This window comes from Pedobacter sp. Bi27 (assembly GCF_918698255.1).
Lineage (GTDB): Bacteria > Bacteroidota > Bacteroidia > Sphingobacteriales > Sphingobacteriaceae > Pedobacter.
This window is the reverse complement of sequence record NZ_CAKKMW010000005.1, coordinates 304,093-323,917: the sequence shown is the minus strand read 5'-3', so window position 1 is coordinate 323,917 and position 19,825 is coordinate 304,093. Positions and strand designations below refer to the sequence as shown.

Sequence of the window (19,825 nt, the reverse complement as noted above, 5' to 3'; positions counted from 1 at the left end):
ATAAGCTTTACTGTGACAGCTCGGGAGAACTTTTCAACTTTATGCCGACCAAACTGAGCCCCATCGGGGCGAGCAAGATAATTTATGAGCAAGAACCCCGGCATGAAGTCGCTTCGCATCGAAGTTTCCTATACCACCCGTGATTACCGTTCCTTGAACCTGTATTTTAACGACCTGGCAAAGATCGGACTATTGGGTGATGAGGAAGAAGTGCTGCTCTGTAAACGCATCAGGGAAGGGGACGGTTCTGCCGTTGAACGGCTGGTGAAAGGGAACCTGCGTTTCGTGGTTTCCTGCGCAAAGAAATATGAACATATGGGGCTTCCGATCTGTGACCTGATCAATGAGGGGAACCTGGGGCTGATTACGGCAGCGAAAAAGTTTGATGAAACCCTTGGTTTTAAGTTTATCTCTTATGCGGTGTTCTGGATCCGTCAGGCCATGCTGCTGGCTTTGGGTGAATACGCCCGTATGGTCCGTCTACCCATGAACCAGGTACGCAACATCACGGTGGCGCACCAGCTGATGGGCGAGCTGGAGCAAAAGCTAGAAAGGCCGGCTACTACCCAGGAACTTGCTGATAGCGTCGGGATTCCACAGCACCAGATGACGGAGCAGTTACTCGCTGACCGCATGCCGCTTTCGATCTATCAGCCCCACGGGCATGAGCTGGGCGAACGCTCGGTCGGTGATATCATTGCCGATGATAATATCCCGTCCTCAGACCATCTTCTGGCGCTTTCCGATATTAAAGAAATCACCGAACGGCTGCTTTCCAGATTAACAAAAAAAGAGCGCACCATTATCGAAGGGCTTTACGGGATCGGCCAGGCCATGGACTGCAGTTATGAAGTAATGGCCGGCAGGATCAGCCTGACTGCAGAACGGATCAAGCAGATTGAGAAGGTGGCCATCGGCAAGTTAAAAACCATGGTGAGGGAAGGGGGAATGCCGGATGTTTAGCCCGAGACCCCAATCCTGGCAGATGCTTATCCCACCTGTGCTGCTGCTGCTAGGCTGGGCAATATTGCTTTACCATAAAGGGCCGTTTTTCTGGCGGGAGGGACGGTCTTCCAGAGCAATATCCTTAAAATCATTATTTGCCCGGTGGAGACTTGGGCTTGATATTTTAAGGTTAAAGGCATTATATCTCATCCAAAGGCTTAATTGCCCATTTAAGAAGTTCAAATACTAACCACATATACAATGAACAATGACCTGCTCCTTCACGGAAGCTTAATCCTGATCCTGGTAATATGCGCAGGGCTTATCCTGCGAAAAAGCCAGCTAATGAATAAACGGACAGATAAAAGCGATGATGAGGACATGCATTGGTTATAACAAAACAAGATGAACAAAACAAAGATACTCGTGATCGGTGCCTGTGGGCAGATCGGCGCAGAGCTGATCGAAGCGCTGCGGCAGAAATATGGACGTTATCAGGTACTGGCGGCCGATATCAGGGACAAGAGCCAGGCTGGTGCGGATAATTATCCTTATATCAAACTCGATGTGATGAATAAAGCACAGCTGCTGATGTTATGCAGGGAAGAAAACATTACGCAGGTTTACCTTTTGGCTGCGATGCTGTCAGCCACAGGTGAGCAGGAACCAACGCTTGCATGGCAGCTGAATGTGGATGGCCTGCTGAACACGTTGGATGTGGCGGTGAAGTGTGAAATGGAAAAGGTATTCTGGCCGAGCAGTATTGCGGTGTTTGGACCTGATGCGCCCAAGCAGCATAGTCCGCAGGCCAATGCCAGCAGCCCTTCAACCGTTTATGGGATCAGTAAAGCAGCGGGAGAATATTGGTGCCGCTATTACCACGAAAAACATGGGCTTGATGTACGCAGTTTACGTTATCCCGGATTGATCAGCTATAAATCGCCTCCGGGTGGCGGAACAACGGATTATGCAGTGGATATTTTCCATCAGGCAGTTTCTGATCAGCGTTACCTGTGTTTTTTGAAACCGGGTACCATGTTACCGATGATGTATATGCCGGACGCGATCCGGGCGACACTGGAATTAATGGATGCCCCGTCCGAAAAACTGCGGATCAGGACTTCGTACAATCTCTCGGCGATGAGTTTTACCCCTGAGGAGCTGGGGCAGGAAATAGGAAAACATATCAAAGATTTCAAGCTGGATTATCTTCCGGATTTCCGCCAACAGATTGCAGATAGCTGGCCGGATTCGATCGATGATTATGATGCGCGTGTGGACTGGGCATGGCAGGCTGAGTTCGGATTGAAAGAAATGGTGAGGGATATGCTGAGCAACGTGGGAAGTAAAGATTTACTATCTAAGGCTTAGTATTTTATTTTTTTTGACCCGGTTTTAGCCTGGAAGATCAGGACTGTGTTTATGAGGTGGCGGTCTGTTGCTACTGGAGTAGTTATTATAGTCTACGTCGAATCTATCTTCTGTTTTTACGCCCGGTTTAACCTGGTCGAAAAGATTATTATGAAGGCCATTTGATCCGGCGAGTGATTGAACAGTTAAAGGCCATTGGCCACTTGAAAGATGAATGACATCTTGAGTTATAAAAATTATTACGCATCGGTGTATTATAGCAGTGCCGATGAAGTTTTCTTTGGAAAGATACTGGCAATCAACGATGTGGTGACTTTCGAGGGAGATTCTGTGAAAGCACTGAAAATTGCTTTTGAAGAGGCAGTAGAAGATTATCTGGAAACCTGTGCTGAGGTCGGCAAGTTTCCCGATAAGACCTATAGAGGAAGCTTTAATGTCAGGGTTTCAGCCGATCTTCATAAACAGGCAGCGCTTTTTGCTGCCGTGCACAATCTTACGCTGAATGATTTTGTAAAAAAAGCGCTGGCCTTTACCCTGGCACACAAGGAATCGACAGATTTCAGTGCCCGTAATGTTAATTATTGAACCTGGATTTTATCACCTTTGCCCGGAATTTCCCCTTGCCGTTATAGACAATGGTATCACCAAGCTCATTGCGCTCCATAGCCTTAAAATTGATGTATCCGTATAAACTGTCTCCGGCTTTGTAACCGGGCCTGTCGAGGGTAAGTTCCTGGTGGATCACCCAGTGCTGTGGTTTATCCAGCTTACCCTGATACACGATATCTGAATACTTGTAACCTTCAGTATAGAAGCGCCTATCGTGATAGCTGATATTAAAACCCCATCCACCTAGAAGGTCATGCAGTCCGATGTCGATGTGCAGTGTATCCGATGTGGAGAAATAAGCAGTGCAGGTATTGTAGCTTGAGTTTCGGGAGTCCTGCCTGCTATGTTTTTCACCCATCAGAAATGAGACCATGCTGCTTCGTTTTAGCGTTGAGTCCTGGCCGGGAAAGGTCATTAATTCCTTTTTTGTATCCATTAGCGCAAAAATGCTGTCTTTTGGCAAGTGGGGATTTATGGTGGCAACATCCCATTGCTGGGTGCGAGGGCTTTTGCAGCAGACAAATAAGGATATGGTAAGAAAGATGGAGCGTATTAATCTGATCATTTGGCTTTTAGGATAGGATGCAGACGGTTAATGGTTTCCATAAAATCCTTATCCCTTTGATACTTTACATCTCCTGGAGGATTTCGATTTCATGATCTGATTTTAATTCCCGGATGAACTTGCTCGGGTTACGCTTATTGTACATCAGGTAAACCTTGTGACGTGCCCTTGTCATGGCCACATAGAAAAGTCTCCGTTCTTCTGCATTATCATAACTGCCGCTATCCTCCAGGAGGTAGTCCAGTACTGGATCGTCCGCAATTTCTGAAGGGAATCCGAAGATTCCGGAATCAAGTCCCAAGAGGATCGCGTAATCGCAGGTCAGCCCTTTACTGCCATGCGCGGTATGAAAGGAAATGCGCAAGAGCGGGTGCTTTTTTTTGAGTTCGGCAAGGTCGGTCGGTATGTTGTGGTTGTATCGCCCGATCAGGAATATGTTTGCTTTTTGGCTGATGCCGCCAAGAAGCTGGTTGATCCTGTCAAATAAATAAAGATCGATTTCTGCTTTTTTCATTCTGCGCAAATCGACGGGAACCAGCGCGAAGGCAGGAAAGCTTGCATCAAAGGGTGAAGTTAGTTTCTTTCTGAGCTGGATAGGGTTTTTCTGGATGAAGGTGCTACTCACATGAAGGATTTCGGTGTTGAAACGGTAAGTCTGCAAAATCTGGTTATGGGACGTGGCCCCGAAATATTCGCTAAAACGGCTAATGATTGACACATCGCTGCCATTGAAGCGGTAAACCGATTGCCAGTCATCGCCCACCGCATAGAGTTTGGCGGCAGGATTGGCTTTTTTTAGCGCATTAAGCAAGGCATATCTCCCTTGCGACATGTCCTGAAACTCATCAACCAGGATATATTTATAGGTTTTTTGGTATTTCCCGTTTTCGATATAACTGGTCGCATAGTTGACCATGTTATTAAAATCGATGCTGCCCGTATCCCTCAGCTTTTGTTCATAAGCGCGGAAGAGCGGGGTAAATACGTCAAGGAAGACCGAAAAGCGCTGTTCCATATCTTCGGTTTTCAATTGACCGGGCGTAATCCCGCTGGACTTCATCAGGTTAAGGAAGGTATAGATCAGTCCGATAAAGCCTTCGAAGTTTTCGGTTTTTTTCAGCGTGGCGATAATCTCTTCCGGTTTTCTTTTCCTAAGCAATACACCAAAGGAGCTGAGCTGAGTTTTTAAGGATCGCATCATTGAGCCATCATAGCTTTGGTAAGAATAGGTTTTAACGAGCCTGGTGCCATATTTTTTATGGATCTGCTGTTTCCAGCTCATGCCATGATGGTAATATTCCCTTGCTGTTTGAAACGGCGGTTTTGTAGAAAACCAATCTGGTACGTCGCCGTTTCTATCAATGCCGTAATGTTCGTGGTAAATGTCGTATCCTGGCAGATAAAAGTCAGGGGCATAGTCCCTGAATTCCGCATTGCGGTCTTCGCGCTCCATGGGAAAGAGGGATTCGTATTCAAAATCGACCTGGTGCAGGTAAAGGAAATTCGCGATCTGGAGTTCTTCCATGCTTTTGACCTCGATGCCGTTCAGGCTGATGCAGCGCTGGGCCTGCTGGTGCCTTTTGAATTCTGCGGCCGAATTAAACTCAAATTCATCCTTTACAGGACGGTTAAAGAAGGCCAGGAAATTGATTGCCCTCGACTGGAAATCCTCATCGGTTTTAAAAAGCAGATCAAAGCTTTGTTGGAGGAACGCCTTTGCTTTATAGTCCTTTCCTTCAAAGGCAATCTGTTTGGGATGTGGGTTACAGTGCCTGACCACCTGGTTGCCAAAAGAATTGAAAGTACGGAAGGTAACCCGATCTACACCGGAATCCTTTCCGCAGAAACGAAGTGTGCGGTCAAACATTTCTTCCACCGCTGCATTGGTAAAAGATATTACGAGCAGTTCCTCGGGCGTCGCTAGTTTTTTATCCAACAGGTAGGCGATCTTGGCGCTGATCGTGGTGGTTTTTCCGGTGCCTGCGCCTGCAATGACCAGGTTATTGTCTTCTTCGCTGACCACTGCGCGCATCTGCTCATCCGACAGGGGATACTTTTCAAGTTTTGAAAAAAATAATCTGTAACGATCTGTTTCTGATTTGGTAAATGCCTGGTTATAGTCTGACCTGGTTTTTTCGATATTGCGGTGGAGACTGGCAAAGCGGTCAACGATTTTAAATTCCTGGTCAGTCAGGTTATAGCTGGGGTAATCCTTTGGAATCCTGGATAAAAGGCCCGTATGCCAGGATTTTAACTGAAGGTAATCGTAATTGGCGAAGTATTTATTTCCTGAAAAATAAGGATTGAATTCAGCTGTGGCTTTTTCGATCTGGGGCAGGAGTGCTATAAGTTCCTGTTTGTCTTTTTGCACTTTCTTCCAACGCTCATATAGGTACCAGATGCCCAGGCTCAGGATAACAAGGATAACCTTGAGCAGAATGCTGGGGCCGCGCTGTTTTTTCATTAATGGGATGCTGTTGTTGTGGGAGCTGATAATTAAACTGCAATGATAAGCAAAATGGATGAGCAGGGATAAATATTTAGGGCTAGCGGTCCATTTTTATCCTTATTCCCCAAGGTTATGAATGAATTTTACCGGGATGTTTGCCCTTCGTTGGTTTTGCCGTTATATCCTTGGGCGCCTGAATTTGGAAAAAAAAGCTTTTACTAATTTGAAATCATGGAGAACCAAACATTGGCACTGATTGCTTCGGATATTTTAAGCTATCTTAGGCTTGGAGAATAACCTTTACAGTAAGGTGAAAATTTATGGAACAGGGAAAAGTTAAAATGTACAACAGTGAAAAAGGTTTTGGCTTTATCACTCCGGATGCAAATTCAGAAGATTTATTCGTGCATGTGAGCGGACTGTTGGTCCGTGACCTAAGACCGGGTGATATTGTGGAATACGATACCGAGCAGGGGAAAAAAGGATTGGTGGCTATCAATGTCAAAAAGATCTAACCTTAAATAATAGAAATAAAATCGGACCTGTCTTTCGCTCATTATTTTTAATGGTAGTGCTGGCCCTGTAATTAAAAGAGTGGGCGTCCAGGAGATGGAATGTTAAAAACAAAAAAGGAGCCGGGCAAAGACCGGCTCCAACTAATTATAACTACTCTTATTAAACTAAAACCTGGCTGCTTCTACCCAGCCAAAATCTTTATCCGGGTTTTATGGCTACAGCCTTTCGGATTATTGTCTGATGCAAATCTGCAGCGTTTTCGCTAGCAAAAAATATAGTCGTTGAGCTTTGGTAAAACGGACTGAATTAGGATGATGTTTCAGAATAAAATTTTGTAGCTACCTGTGTGTCTTGACGTGATTGAAATTAAATTTTACATAACCTGGTTTTACCTTGAATAATAGTTGTACAGGATTTGCAAATGAGGGATGGAATGCAATATATTTGCTGCTCATTATAACGGATGAACATGTTTATTAATTTAACTAGCCAAATCAGCTATAATGGAATCCTACTATCCCGACCAGACGGACCTTGCCATATTAAAGCTTCTGCAGCAGGAAGCAAGACTGACCTATAACGAAATCGGCAGACGCCTGCACAAAAGTAAATCACCAATTATCGAACGCATCAGGAGACTTGAAAAACTGGGTTATATCCGCGGTTATGTTGCCTTGCTGGATTATGAACTGCTAAGGGACTGCATGATGGCTTACGTCCATATCCGCTTGTTGGATCATTCAGGAACGGCTTTAAAAGAGTTTCAATCTGCTGTATCCTCATATCCGGAAGTACTGGAATGTTGCCACACAACAGGTGAAGATGATTTTATCCTGAAGGTAGTGACCAGTAGCCTGCAGAGTTATAACGCTTTTTTGAGGCAGAAGCTGGACAGCTTACCCAACATCGGGCAGGTGAGCTCTTCGATGGTGCTTGCGCAGGCGAAACATTCCACTGCGGTGCCGTTTTGATCTTTCAAGATCACAAACCATTTTTTGGTGTTTGATTTCTTTTTTTTTGCCTGGCTGGCTGGACTGGGTTGCTGACGGAACAACAGCGTTTCATTTGTTGGACGCCTGTTGTGGTGGTCCTCATTTCATGTGTTGGACTTTTTTTTAGCTAGGTCCGGCCAATTATAGACTGGGTAAAAACACGATTTCAGGGGGCATGGGCAAACTATGCTGCATCCGGGAATTGTATTTTCAGCTTATGTAAAAACACTGTTAAGCAATGGTATTAATCGTGACTATCGGCCTTAAAAATGAGGTTTTGAGTAGGAAAAAGCGTATTTTTAGGTGAAATATGGAGTTTATTTATATCTACGTTTTTGTAGTCAGTTTTATCGCTACGCTCGTTCGTTCGACCTTTGGTTTTGGGGAATCTTTAATTGCCGTTCCGTTTTTTATACTTTATCTGCCAATGGATATTGCCGTGCCCTTATCTGTTCTGATATCAATTTTGGTTGCATTGGTGGTGGTCGTGCAGGATCACAAACAGGTACACTTTGAGAGTGCCAAATGGCTGATTATTTTTGCTGTCCTGGGTATACCGTTTGGCCTGTTGATTTTGATCTATGGCAACGAATTCTGGGTAAAAATTGGTTTGGGGCTGCTGATTATTGCCTATGCGCTATATGCCATTTTCGGGAAAAATGCACTTACCCTTAAAACAGATAATAAGTTATGGCTTTTTATCTGCGGATTTTTGTCGGGTGTATTGGGCGGGGCATATGGGGTAAATGGGCCGCCGCTCGTTGTTTATGGTAACATGCGGAACTGGAGTGCCAAACATTTCAGGGCAACGCTACAAGCGTATTTCCTGCCGGTAAGTTTTATCGGTTCTCTCGGGTATTTTGCAAAGGGATTGATTACTATCGAAGTCCTGAAATATTTCCTGATCTCCCTGCCTGCGGTATTTCCTGCGATATTCCTTGGCCGCTATCTTAACCATAACATTAGCGGTAATTCTTTTTTTAAGTATGTCTATTTCGGACTTATCCTGATCGGAATCTTTTTGATCGTTAATACATTATTGCCCTTGTATTCTCTATAGAGGTGTTTCATACCACCTTCTTCTGCTGTTCCACATCTTTGGCGATGAAATATTCTATGGCTTTTATGGGATCTGGCTGTTTATGGCAGAATAAACGATAAGCAACTGATCCCAATATCCGCCCGATTTACCGAAGTGGTGTGGCTACTGGCAGGAGCGTGAAGTATTTGCGAATATTGCAGAAGGCCTGGCGGTAGAGAGTGCCTGCCAGGCGCTGCACTGGTTCCGGTAAATATGTTTCATCGTATTTGTTTTATAGCAATACCGGAACCGTGGGAGCTGAACGTCCCGGTAGTGGTTTTAACGGGTACAGGTATCCCTTGAATGGGGCCTGTGCCTTTTTTAATTGCTGGGGGGCATTGCAATGTTTTTTTTATTAGCTCATCAGTTGTTCATTATTGGTGTTTAATTTTTGATGCCGGGTATTGGTGCCCGGATGATATAAGAGGCTATATTTTCTTCATAGGTAGCAATTTTAGTTTAGGCGGCGCGAGGCCGTTTTGGTTTGAGGTACAGGGGTTTGGTGAAGTCCCTGTACCGCTCTTTGGACTGGATAGTGTGGTGGGGATAGGGAAAGGAAAGGATTTTTCATAGAAAGAGGAATAGTTAATGATCAGCAGGGTATGCTTTGGATGGAGGTGCCCTGCTTTGCAGTTAACGGGAAGCTAAATGATGGCTATTTTTTTTTGTTTTTCTACCAGGTGTTGCACCGGGTTCATGTATGGCCAACCACATTATGGCCATTTATTGTTATCTATTTTTTTCTATCGCATGCCGTTATATTACTGGTGGCAACACTTGGTTTAATGGTATAATATTATACAATTTAGATTAGAGGAAACATTTCTGTGAAGTGATTTTGCAGGATATTGGAAACCTGATTATTGTTGAGGTGCTACTTTGGATGTTGAGAAATTATTGTTTAGTTATAAACCGATTCTTTCCAACTTTCGTTATTTCCGCCGGGGAAACCGGGATACAAGAAAAGGGAACTTTATCGGTTCCCTTTTCAAAGCGTTTGTTGGTCTGGATCTTACCCTTCTGGAGAACCGACATCTACTGATTTATGCTCTCCAATGTATATTATCAGCACATGCTTGACAGGATGCTGCAATTCGATGCGATATCACCGGGTTTCATTGCTTTGATGAAGCCGCTTCTGGGATTGATCCATATAGAAAAAGGAAAATTATTATTGTCAAAGGGACAGAAGCCGACCAGGGTATGGTATGTTTTGAAGGGTTTTGTAAAGGAAACCAGTTATGATTCGGGCATAGGAAGGACCAGCTGGTTCTGGGTGGAAGGGGATTTTGTATATGCGTATCCTGGGTTTTTCTCCCAAGGGATTGCCATAAATGATATTGAGGTTATTGATGAAGCAGTGCTGATCGAGATCAGTTATGAAAAGTTTATGGAACTGCGGAACGGCTTTGACGAGGTACCACTATTGGTGGAAAAGATCAGGGATTATTATGATGGGCAGAGATTGGCACATGCGTCAGATTTGCTGGTTTTGAAGGCTGCAGATCGGTTCAAAAAGTTTATTTTGGAAAATAAGAAACTGTTCGGGGTGGCAAAGAGGAGGGATATTGCGAGTTTTCTGGGGATTAAGGATGATAGTCTGCGGAGGTTTGGGTAGCTAATGTAAATATGCTTTTGATCAGGGTCGCATTCGATTCTGACCGATGAATTACAGCCGGATTTTTTTTCTTAAAACAGCCCATCAGTGTATTGATTAGGATTGTGGTAGGATTAGTTCTGTTTTATTTTTTTTGCGTGTCCCTAAAGGGCCGCGTCTACCGCTATATCTTCCTGCGGAAGGATGCCGCTGCAACCGCTCACGCTACCGTTGATTAACTAAGTTTAGACCTGAGGAGGATTTTGTAATTCTATTTCAGATTTAAGAGACGTGGGTACTTAAAGGGCATAGATATGTTGGGAGTTTTTTAGCAAATAGAAGCAAGCAATCAATATTAAAAGTCGCATATTAGCCCACGGAAATTTTTAATCGCAGTAATTATATATATGTCTGAAGATCAAAAGAAACAGCTTGAACAGCAGCTCTGGAATATTGCCAATACCCTTCGTGGTAAGATGGACGCTGATGAATTCCGGGATTATATCTTAGGTTTTATTTTTTATAAATACCTGAGTGAGAAAATGGAGATCTTCGCCAATGAAATACTTAAAGAAGACAAAATTCTTTTCAAGGACATTTCTCCAGCGTTAAAAGAATATGAAGAGTATATTGAGGCTATCAGGGAAGAGGCCTTGGCGAAGCTGGGCTATTTTCTAAAACCAGAAGAACTGTTCGGTCAATTGGCTAAGCGTGGCAAGGGAGGGATATACGAAGATGAGATTTTCGAGGAAACCAACGCTGTTTTCATCCTTGGTGATCTCCAGAAAGTTCTAATCAATATACAGTTGAGTACGATGGGGACTGAAAGTGAAGAGGATTTTGATAACCTTTTTGAAGACATGGATCTGAATAGTACCAAGCTGGGCAAAACTGCCGAAGCAAGAAATACGATCATTTCAAAAGTTTTGAGCCATTTGGATAAAATTGACTTTAAACTTAACCATACCGAACTTGATGTTCTCGGAGACGCTTACGAATATCTGATTGGGCAGTTTGCCAGCGGCGCCGGTAAAAAAGCAGGTGAATTTTATACCCCTCAAGAAGTTTCAAAGATACTTGCGAAAATTGTGACAACAGGTAAACACAAGTTGAAATCAGTTTACGATCCTACCTGCGGATCCGGCTCACTTTTGCTGCGTGTGGCAAGGGAGGTTAAAGACGTAGCAATGTTCTACGGGCAGGAAATGAACAGAACAACCTATAATCTTGCCAGGATGAACATGATCCTGCACGGCGTTCATTACCGGCAGTTCGATATTAAACAGGAGGATACATTAGAACGGCCTCAACACATTGACCACAAGTTTGAGGCTATTGTGGCAAATCCACCTTTTTCTGCTCAATGGAGTGCGAATCCCTTGCACCTCAGTGACGATCGTTTCAGTCAGTACGGCAAACTCGCGCCTAGTAGTAAGGCTGATTTCGCCTTCGTTCAGCACATGATTTATCATTTGGCCGAAAATGGTATTATGGCAATTGTGTTACCGCATGGTGTTTTGTTCAGGGGAGCTGCCGAACTTCACATCAGGAAGCACCTGATTGAACAGAAGAATTACCTTGATGCGGTAATTGGTTTGCCTGCCAATATTTTTTATGGAACAAGCATTCCAACCTGTATTTTGGTTTTTAAAAAATGTAAGGAACATCCTGATAATGTCTTATTTATCGATGCGAGCAAAGAGTTTGAGAAGGTGAAAACCCAAAACGTACTCAGGGATGAGCATATTGATAAAATAGTGGATACCTATCACAATAGGTCGGTAATTGAAAAGTATAGCTATTGTGCATCGTTGAAGGAGATTGAGGAAAATGATTACAATTTAAATATCCCAAGATATGTTGACACTTATGAGGCTGAGGAGGAGATCGATATACAGGCAGTGATGGCCGAGATAAGACAGTTGGAGGCAAAACGTGCCGAATTGGATAAGGAAATTGATGTTTATTTCAAAGAGCTGGGGCTAGTTTTTTAATTTGTTCAATCCTTAATGTAATCTAAAAAGATATTAAATATTATAATGGACGCAAAAAGAAAAAGTGTTGCAAATGTTCCAAATTTGAGATTTCCGAGCTTTGAAGGAGAGTGGATTGAAACGAATTTCGGTAGCGCCTGCAAAATTGCAACTGGAAATAAAAACACTCAGGATAAAGAAGAAGATGGGATTTATCCATTTTATGTGCGTTCCTCAACTATCGAAAGAATTAATACGTACACATTTGATGGAGAAGCGATTTTAACAGCAGGTGACGGTGTTGGCGTTGGTAAAGTCTTTCACTACACAAAGGGAAAAATAGGAGTTCATCAGAGAGTCTATATATTAAGCGGTTTTAAGGACTTTGTTGGTCACTTTTTATTTTATTATTTTTCAACCAAGTTTAGGCAAAGGGTTTCCAAACTGAGTGCAAAAAATTCAGTTGATTCTGTGCGTTATGATATGATTGCTAAAATGCCTTTAATTTATCCTGAAAGGCATGAACAAACAAATATATCTGGTTTTTTATCCCTGCTTGACGAACGCATCTCAACTCAAAGCAAAATAATTGGAGACCTTAGCTCCCTAATGAATGGCGAAACGGCACGCTTATTATCTCAAACTGCAAGATTGAAACGAAAAACAGCGCTGGATGGCTGGGAGTTAAAAAAAATCAAAGATGTTCTTACAATTGGAAGCGGTAAAGACTACAGACACCTGAAAAGTGGAAGTATTCCAGTTCTAGGATCTGGCGGTTTGATGACTTATGTGGATTCATTTCTATATGAGGGGGAAACTGTTTGTATAGGGAGAAAAGGTACAATTAACAAGCCTATTTTTCATGAAGGTAAACTATGGACTGTAGACACGTTATTTTACACTTATCTTTTTAAACACACGTTTCCAAAATACATTTATTACGTGTTCAAAACAATAAATTGGAAAGAATACAGCGAAGCATCGGGTGTGCCGAGTCTTTCAAAAAGTACAATCGAAAATATTAAAATACCAATTCCGTCACTAGAGGAACAAAATGCAATTACAAATTACCTTACGGCAATCGAAAGAAAAATCGAGCTTGAGCAAAAATTATTATCTGAATATAAAAGACAAAAAATATATCTTCTAAGAAATCTCTTTATATAAATAGATTTGAAAGAAAATATTGCTTTTGAACAGTTAATTGATTTACGATCTTGGTTTCTATTTCAATTTTTTTATCGAGTGATTTTAATAGGGCGACAATTTTTTGCTGCTCGGATAAACTGGGAAGATCCATGGTAATTCTTGAAAAATTCTCATAAAAAAGATAGCTCCTCACTCCACCTTCCATGTTTTCAAGTACTTGTTTGTTAAAAAAGTCAGTTTTGAGGTATTGGAAAAAGAACTCATCATTAACGTTTGCGGTTGTTTTAAAACAAACATATAATGAACTGATAATTACATTGTTTAAATTCCTACTGTATCCGATTGACCCTACATTGATTCTAGCGGGATTATAAGCAAATGTTTCTTTCTCTATAACCTTATATATTTTTAAATCATATCCTCTTTCATTACTATCAACTCCCTCGAATTGATCGCCCTGGGGAACAAAACCAATCTTATTATTAATTGAATAAACAGGAAGGTTCTCATTTTTTTTATTTCTTTTGTTCACCACATATGTAAGTTCTCCAAGGTTTTTAGTTTGCCATTCATTGAAATCATCTTCGTTTTCGGCTTTGAATTTGAGTCTTTTAGTAAAGATCTTTGTGACAATAACGTCTTTGAGCGATTTAATCTCTCCAATTATTTTGCTTTGGGTTGACATTCTTTTGTCTAAAAGCGAGAGAATCGAACCTATTTTTTGTTGTTCTGTCAGTGAGGGATAACGAATCTTCAACTTCCCAATCTCTCTCAGTGACAAAAAAGGTTGTGCTCCGCCAGATGTGAGCTGCTTGAAAATCTTCTTTGATTGGTTTCTTTGATACTGTTCTAAAAAACATGGATCTATAATATACTTTCTAGGTTTCACAAGTGCAACATTTTTTAAGCTGAATTCGTAACTTACAGTGTTCAATGCACACGTTGCAGTACCTGCTCCAATATTTACAATCAGAAGGTCTCCCAATTCTGGATTACATCTGCTGTAGATTTGCTTATGTACTTCAGGGCTTATAAAATAGCAATTTTCATAATCAATTTTTCCATCTTTGATATGTATCGCAGTTAGGTAGGGAATACCGTTTGATATGGCCCGAGGAGTATCATGAGTACCGTCTGTGATTTTTGCTGAAATTTCGTTCAATGCCCTTAGTTCCCACTCCCCCTCAAACCCAGGAAATCTCAAATTTGGAACATTGGGGATTATTATTGAGTTCTGTTTTCTACCTTTTGGGTTTTTAACCTATAAAACATTATGACTTCAAAAAAGAAAATCTCCGACGTTATTCAACTATGGATGACTGACAAAAAACAGTACATTAAAAAATCAAGCTTTTCGGCCTATGTGTTGCTTATCGAAAACCACCTTTTACCCTCATTTGGAAACTGTTCCGCAATTTCCGAGGAAGATGTTCAACAATTTGTATTACAAAAAATAGATCGCGGGCTCAGCCATAAATCGATAAAAGACATTCTGATCGTACTGAAAATGATTATGAAGTTTGGCGCAAAGTTGGGACTTCAGGAATATAAGCCATTTGATATACAATTTCCTGTTGACCGGATTATGAAGAAAACAGATGTGCTTAATAGGTCGGACCAAAAAAAAGTTATGGCTTACGTCGAGGCCAATTTTACTTTCAGGAATCTCGGAATATTTATAAGCCTAAGTGCGGGCGTACGTATTGGTGAGCTGTGTGCGCTGACTTGGGAAGATGTCGATACTGACACGGGTGTTATAAGGGTAAGAAAAACCATACAGCGCATCTATGTGATTGATGAGGGGGAGCGCAGGACTGAACTGATCCTAGACAGCCCAAAAACCAAGAACTCGATACGGGATATCCCTATGAGCCGGGACCTTTTGAGGCTTTTGAAACCCATTAAGAAAATAGTCAAAGGTTCATTTTTTGTGCTGACAAATGAAATAAAGCCGACTGAGCCACGTACCTACAGGAGTTATTATATGAAATTGATGCAAGAACTGAATATGCCCAGGTTGAAATTCCATGGGCTTCGGCACAGTTTTGCCACTAGATGCATTGAGAGCAAATGCGACTATAAAACTGTAAGCGTGTTACTTGGTCATTCCAATATCAGCACAACTTTGAATCTATATGTGCATCCTGATCATGAACAGAAAAAGAAATGTATTGACCAGATGTTCCGTGCGTTGAGGTAATCTGCCATTGAGTCTACTTTCGGGGATTGAAAAAGGGTCGATATGGGTATTGTCACCAATTATTTTTTATCCGTTTCTTTTTCAATCCTCGAATAGTATGTTTACTTTCACCGCAAGCTTTCAACATATGTCCAAACAGTCAGAACAGATCTTAGAGGAGCAACTTGTGTTACAGTTGCAAAAGCTGGGCTACCAGTTTGTTTCTATTGCAAATGAAAAATCACTGCTTTCAAATTTAAAAGTGCAACTGGAAAGGCACAATGGGGTTACATTTTCAAGCGAAGAATTTGAAAAGGTACTTAATATATTAAACAAAGGTTCCGTTTTTGAAAAAGCCAAACTTTTGCGTGAAAAAAAGCATCATATTATCCGAGATAACGGCGATAATCTTTATTTTGAGTTCCTTAATGTGGAGCACTGGTGCCAGAACCAATATCAGATTACCAATCAGATAAGCCAGGAGGGGGAATATAAAAACCGGTACGATGTTACGATATTGATTAACGGTCTGCCGTTGGTTCAGATTGAACTGAAAAGGAGGGGGCTGGAAATGAAGGAGGCATTTAACCAGATCAACCGCTACCAGAAACACAGTTTTGGTGCAGGGCAGGGACTGTTCCATTTTGTACAGCTTTTTGTGATCAGCAATGGGGTCAATACCAAATATTTCTCCAATTTCGGTACCCATAAACAAGAATACCTGCAGACATTTCAATGGACGGATGAGCACAACGGACCGCTTAATAATTTATTGAACGAATTTACAGATGTCTTTCTAGAACCCTGCCATGTCAGCAAGATGATATGCAAATACATCGTGCTGAATGAAACTGAGAAAAAACTGATGGTTCTCAGGCCTTATCAATATTATGCAGTTGAGAATATTCTTAAAAAAGTTATTGAAAATACCGTACTCAATGGCTATGATATCCAGAAGAACGGTTATATATGGCATACAACAGGTAGTGGTAAGACGCTGACAAGCTTTAAGGCCAGCCAAATTCTTGCTAAAATACCGGCAATAAAAAAGGTGGTATTTGTAGTGGATAGAAAGGATCTTGATTACCAGACCAACCAGGAATACGATAAGTTCAGTAAGGGCTGTGTAAGTGCGGCAGATAATACAGAGGACCTAATAAGGAAATTTAACGATCCCGATATTCCTATCATCGTTACAACGATACAAAAGCTGAATAATGCCATTTCAGGCCGTAACATAGCTAAGATGGTAAAGATCCAGCACCAACGGATGGTGTTTATATTTGACGAATGTCATAGGTCGCAGTTTGGTGATACCCATAAGAATATCGTCTCGTTTTTCGATAATATCCAGCTTTTCGGCTTTACCGGTACACCAATACTGGCAGAAAATGCTGATGGCGAAAAAACAACCTCCAGTCTATTTGGCAAATGTCTACATAAATATGTGATTACTGATGCGATACGGGATGAAAACGTACTTCGTTTCTCTGTGGAATATATCCAGACTTTCAAAAAGAAGGAACATATCATAGATCTCAAGGTTGAAGATATTAATGAGGCAGAAGTATTTGAGGCACCGGAACGCAAAGATGCGATCGTAGATTATATCATTGAGCATCATTCCCAAAAGAGCCAGAAGGGAAGTTTCTGTGCGATGATGTGTGTGCAGGATATTGATGCGGTCATCCAATATTATGAAATTTTTAGGAAAAAGGCACAGCTTGGTGAACATCAATTGAAAGTGGCAACCATTTTCAGTTTTACGCAGAACGAAGAGGAGATCAATTTTGATATCGCTGATTTAAATGGAGCAATAGTGAATGGAATCAAGCCGCATCGAAGGGAGCTGTTGGATAATTATATCGTTGATTTTAATAAATTATATGGCACCTCACACAGCACAAAGGACAGTTTGAGTTTCTATAATTATTATAACGACATTGCCAAGAAGGCAAAATTCAATGAACTCGATATCCTATTGGTCGCTAATATGTTTCTGACGGGTTTCGATAGTAAGTATGTCAATACACTTTATGTGGACAAGAACCTGCGCTATCACGGCCTGATACAAGCCTTTAGCAGAACGAACAGAACTTTCGACAAGAATAAAACTCAGGGGAATATCGTGTGTTTCCGTAACCTGAAGGATCGGACCGATGAGGCAATTACCCTTTTCAGCAACAAGGACGCGATTGATGAAATCATAGTTGAACCTTATAGTCATTATGTGGAGATCTTTAACGGCACAGGAGAAAGAATGCTTGAGCTTGTCCCTAGTGTGGAGGACGTGGATAAACTTTATACAGAGGAGGATCAGATGAAATTCATCTTGGCTTTCCGTGCGATCATGCGCCTGCATAAAAAAATGAGCCATTATAGCGAGTTTGATTGGGAGGACCTTTGCATTGACGAACAGTTGTTTGCGGATTACAGTAGCAAGTATCAGGATATTAAAGACAGTATTGTTCATAAAGGCAGCGGTGATAAAGCTTCAATACTCGACGATATCGATTTTGAACTTGAACTGATCAGGCGGGACACCATAAATGTTACTTACATCGTACAACTGCTGATCAGGTTAAAGTCCAAGAACAACAAGGCGGACAGAAAATCGATAGAGGAGGAGATATCTAATTTGTTGAGTACACAGGTGTCACTACGGAGTAAGCGTGAGCTGATTGACCGGTTTATTTCAGAAAACCTACCAAAGATTGAGGATACCGAGGACATTGTTCCGGAGTTTGAGAAATTCTGGGGGGAGGAACAGAAAAAAGAGTTTTCTAAATTGGTGGAAGAGGAAAATCTTTCGGCCGAAAAAACCGAAAAATTGATTGAAAACTATCTGTTTGCAGAGCGCGAGCCTCTTTTGGACGAGGTACTTAAACTTATCGATGGCGAAAAACCCACACTGCTGCAACGCAAAAAGTTGGGCGACAGGATAATTTCGAGAATTAAGGGCTTTGTTGATACATTTATGAACGGGATGGCGGCTTAAGGCCCATATGATATACGGCTAAATTTTTTTACCTGCGTATTTTTTAATTTATAGTCCATTTAGCATGAACCTATTTGTATCATTGCTTAAACTTTATCGCTCTCGTGGACTTAAAACTCCCATAGAAGATTTTACTACAGAAATTCTAGCGAATATCCTCCAGGGCGACAGTATGATCATGAGTTGCTTTACTAAAAAAATCCTAAGGATCTCTGGCGAAAACTATAAAGTAGCAACACAAGAAACATTTGCCCTAAGTGGTGCTGGAAGAACATATTGCAGGATCGACATGATCTTTCGGAACGATGATAGCATTTGCTTTCTGGAGAATAAAGTTCATTCTGGTGAGGGATATGGACAGCTTTCCAGTTATGCAGAAGTACTTGATAGCTTAAGCTTGTATCACCATAAGTTCCTGCGTTTCTGTACGAAGTTTTATCAGGACAAAAGTCACATTCTCCAGCATGGTTTTCTCCAGTTCAGGTGGGGAAATATTGCAGGCTTTTTATCACAATGGAGGGATAGAGAAATAATCAATGCATTTATCGAATTTTTAGAAATTAACAATATGGGTAGCTCAACAGATTTTACCATGCAGGAAATACTTGCACTTGAAAACTTTAATCCTGCGTTGCGTAAGATGGAATCTTATCTTGAAAAGATAAAACCAAAGTTTATGGGGATGTTTGGTGGATCCAAGGCAGCCGCTAGCCTAAACCAACTGAGGGATCACAATCGACATGTAATATGGCGAGAGTATATTTTCGGTATACACTATTCGGACTTTGGCGCAGGTTTCAACTTTGATGATGCTCCACATACTATTGTATGGATGTGGACTGATGCTCGCAATCCCGATATTGATATCTACAAAAAGATGCTAGGTGATATACCTGATTGCGATACAGACGGGGTTACATATTTTGGTTTTAGAAAACCTCTTTCGGATTTTCTCAGTTCAGAAGATATGGAATTTGCTATTGAACAATGGTTTATCCAGACTTTTAAAAAGGTTAGAATGATTATGTCAGATCATCCTGAGCTGAATTGGAATCTGCCAGCAGAGGATTTTGAAAACCACTAATTTTTCGGGTGTCATTGTGAGGAGCTATCCGGATTCATACATTGTTTGCTGAAGATTTTATATCCGGATGACTTTCAAGGATCTCTCTCCAAAACTGATGCATAAATTTTTGCTACCGCTTCAGCTATGCTCCTCTTGGCATCCAAGCATTAAAAATCCATATTATCATCAAATCCATCTCGATATGCATCATTTTTTTCTTCCTTTCTTCAAAGGTTGTTTTTCAAACCGGTTTCAATACATTCACAGGCTCGCCAACTCATTGTTGACAGAAATTTTTGTAATTTGATGTTTGGATTTTCTTTTGCGAAAAAGAA

Annotated in this window: 15 protein-coding genes; 12 read left to right on the top strand and 3 right to left on the bottom strand. The window is 41.5% G+C overall.

The features are described from left to right. The first annotated feature begins 84 nt into the window (after positions 1–84). From LQ227_RS18510 to LQ227_RS18500, 3 genes are all read left to right on the top strand, one after another. Positions 85–963 (top strand): RNA polymerase sigma factor RpoD/SigA, encoded by an 879-nt coding sequence (locus LQ227_RS18510; protein ID WP_230150484.1) that lies wholly within the window; start codon positions 85–87, stop codon positions 961–963. Between the two features lie 387 nt (positions 964–1,350). Continuing rightward, positions 1,351–2,316, top strand: a complete 966-nt coding sequence (locus LQ227_RS18505; protein WP_230150482.1) for an NAD-dependent epimerase/dehydratase family protein — start codon at positions 1,351–1,353, stop codon at positions 2,314–2,316. Positions 2,317–2,526: 210 nt separating this feature from the next. Continuing rightward, positions 2,527–2,901 carry a type II toxin-antitoxin system HicB family antitoxin gene (locus tag LQ227_RS18500; RefSeq protein ID WP_230150480.1) on the top strand — a complete coding sequence of 125 codons (375 nt, stop codon included), beginning with the start codon at positions 2,527–2,529 and terminating at the stop codon, positions 2,899–2,901. Here the strand turns inward: LQ227_RS18500 and LQ227_RS18495 are convergent. Then, a complete protein-coding gene (locus tag LQ227_RS18495) occupies positions 2,891–3,490 on the bottom strand; it encodes a hypothetical protein (RefSeq protein WP_230150478.1) in 600 nt (199 codons plus the stop codon). The genes LQ227_RS18500 and LQ227_RS18495 overlap by 11 nt on opposite strands. A 64-nt stretch (positions 3,491–3,554) precedes the next feature. After that, positions 3,555–5,954, bottom strand: a complete 2,400-nt coding sequence (locus LQ227_RS18490; RefSeq protein ID WP_230150476.1) for a UvrD-helicase domain-containing protein — start codon at positions 5,952–5,954, stop codon at positions 3,555–3,557. A 305-nt stretch (positions 5,955–6,259) separates the two neighbouring features. On the opposite strand from LQ227_RS18490, the gene LQ227_RS18485 reads away from it, so the two are divergent. The 6 genes from LQ227_RS18485 (at position 6,260) to LQ227_RS18460 (ending at position 13,265) form a co-directional block, all read left to right on the top strand. Further along, positions 6,260–6,454 carry a cold-shock protein gene (locus tag LQ227_RS18485; RefSeq protein WP_230150475.1) on the top strand — a complete coding sequence of 65 codons (195 nt, stop codon included), beginning with the start codon at positions 6,260–6,262 and terminating at the stop codon, positions 6,452–6,454. Positions 6,455–6,958: 504 nt separating this feature from the next. Continuing rightward, complete coding sequence (locus LQ227_RS18480) at positions 6,959–7,426, top strand: Lrp/AsnC family transcriptional regulator (RefSeq protein ID WP_230150474.1); 468 nt, start codon at positions 6,959–6,961, stop codon at positions 7,424–7,426. A 331-nt stretch (positions 7,427–7,757) separates the two neighbouring features. Continuing rightward, positions 7,758–8,507: a sulfite exporter TauE/SafE family protein gene (locus LQ227_RS18475; RefSeq protein WP_230150470.1), complete on the top strand. Its 750-nt coding sequence runs from the start codon at positions 7,758–7,760 to the stop codon at positions 8,505–8,507. 1,093 nt (positions 8,508–9,600) lie between these two features. Further along, on the top strand, positions 9,601–10,146 hold the full coding sequence (locus LQ227_RS18470) for a Crp/Fnr family transcriptional regulator (protein ID WP_230150468.1): 546 nt from the start codon (positions 9,601–9,603) through the stop codon (positions 10,144–10,146). Between the two features lie 386 nt (positions 10,147–10,532). Further along, positions 10,533–12,119 carry a type I restriction-modification system subunit M gene (locus LQ227_RS18465; protein WP_230150460.1) on the top strand — a complete coding sequence of 529 codons (1,587 nt, stop codon included), beginning with the start codon at positions 10,533–10,535 and terminating at the stop codon, positions 12,117–12,119. A 45-nt stretch (positions 12,120–12,164) separates the two neighbouring features. Further along, the gene (locus LQ227_RS18460) at positions 12,165–13,265 is read left to right on the top strand and encodes a restriction endonuclease subunit S (RefSeq protein WP_230150458.1); all 1,101 of its coding nucleotides are present in this window, start codon (positions 12,165–12,167) and stop codon (positions 13,263–13,265) included. Here LQ227_RS18460 and LQ227_RS18455 read toward each other — a convergent pair. After that, entirely contained in the window at positions 13,258–14,451 is a 1,194-nt protein-coding gene (locus tag LQ227_RS18455) for a restriction endonuclease subunit S (protein WP_230150456.1), read from the bottom strand. The two genes, LQ227_RS18460 and LQ227_RS18455, sit on opposite strands and share 8 nt — an antisense overlap. A gap of 69 nt (positions 14,452–14,520) precedes the next feature. Between LQ227_RS18455 and LQ227_RS18450 the strand changes: the two genes are divergently transcribed. From LQ227_RS18450 to LQ227_RS18440, 3 genes are all read left to right on the top strand, one after another. Next, positions 14,521–15,447, top strand: a complete 927-nt coding sequence (locus LQ227_RS18450) for a site-specific integrase (protein WP_230150453.1) — start codon at positions 14,521–14,523, stop codon at positions 15,445–15,447. A 127-nt stretch (positions 15,448–15,574) separates the two neighbouring features. Further along, positions 15,575–18,424, top strand: coding sequence for a type I restriction endonuclease subunit R (locus tag LQ227_RS18445; protein ID WP_230150451.1), 2,850 nt, complete (start codon positions 15,575–15,577; stop codon positions 18,422–18,424). Positions 18,425–18,488: 64 nt separating this feature from the next. Further along, entirely contained in the window at positions 18,489–19,508 is a 1,020-nt protein-coding gene (locus LQ227_RS18440; protein WP_230150449.1) for a PD-(D/E)XK nuclease family protein, read from the top strand. Positions 19,509–19,825 lie beyond the last annotated feature (317 nt).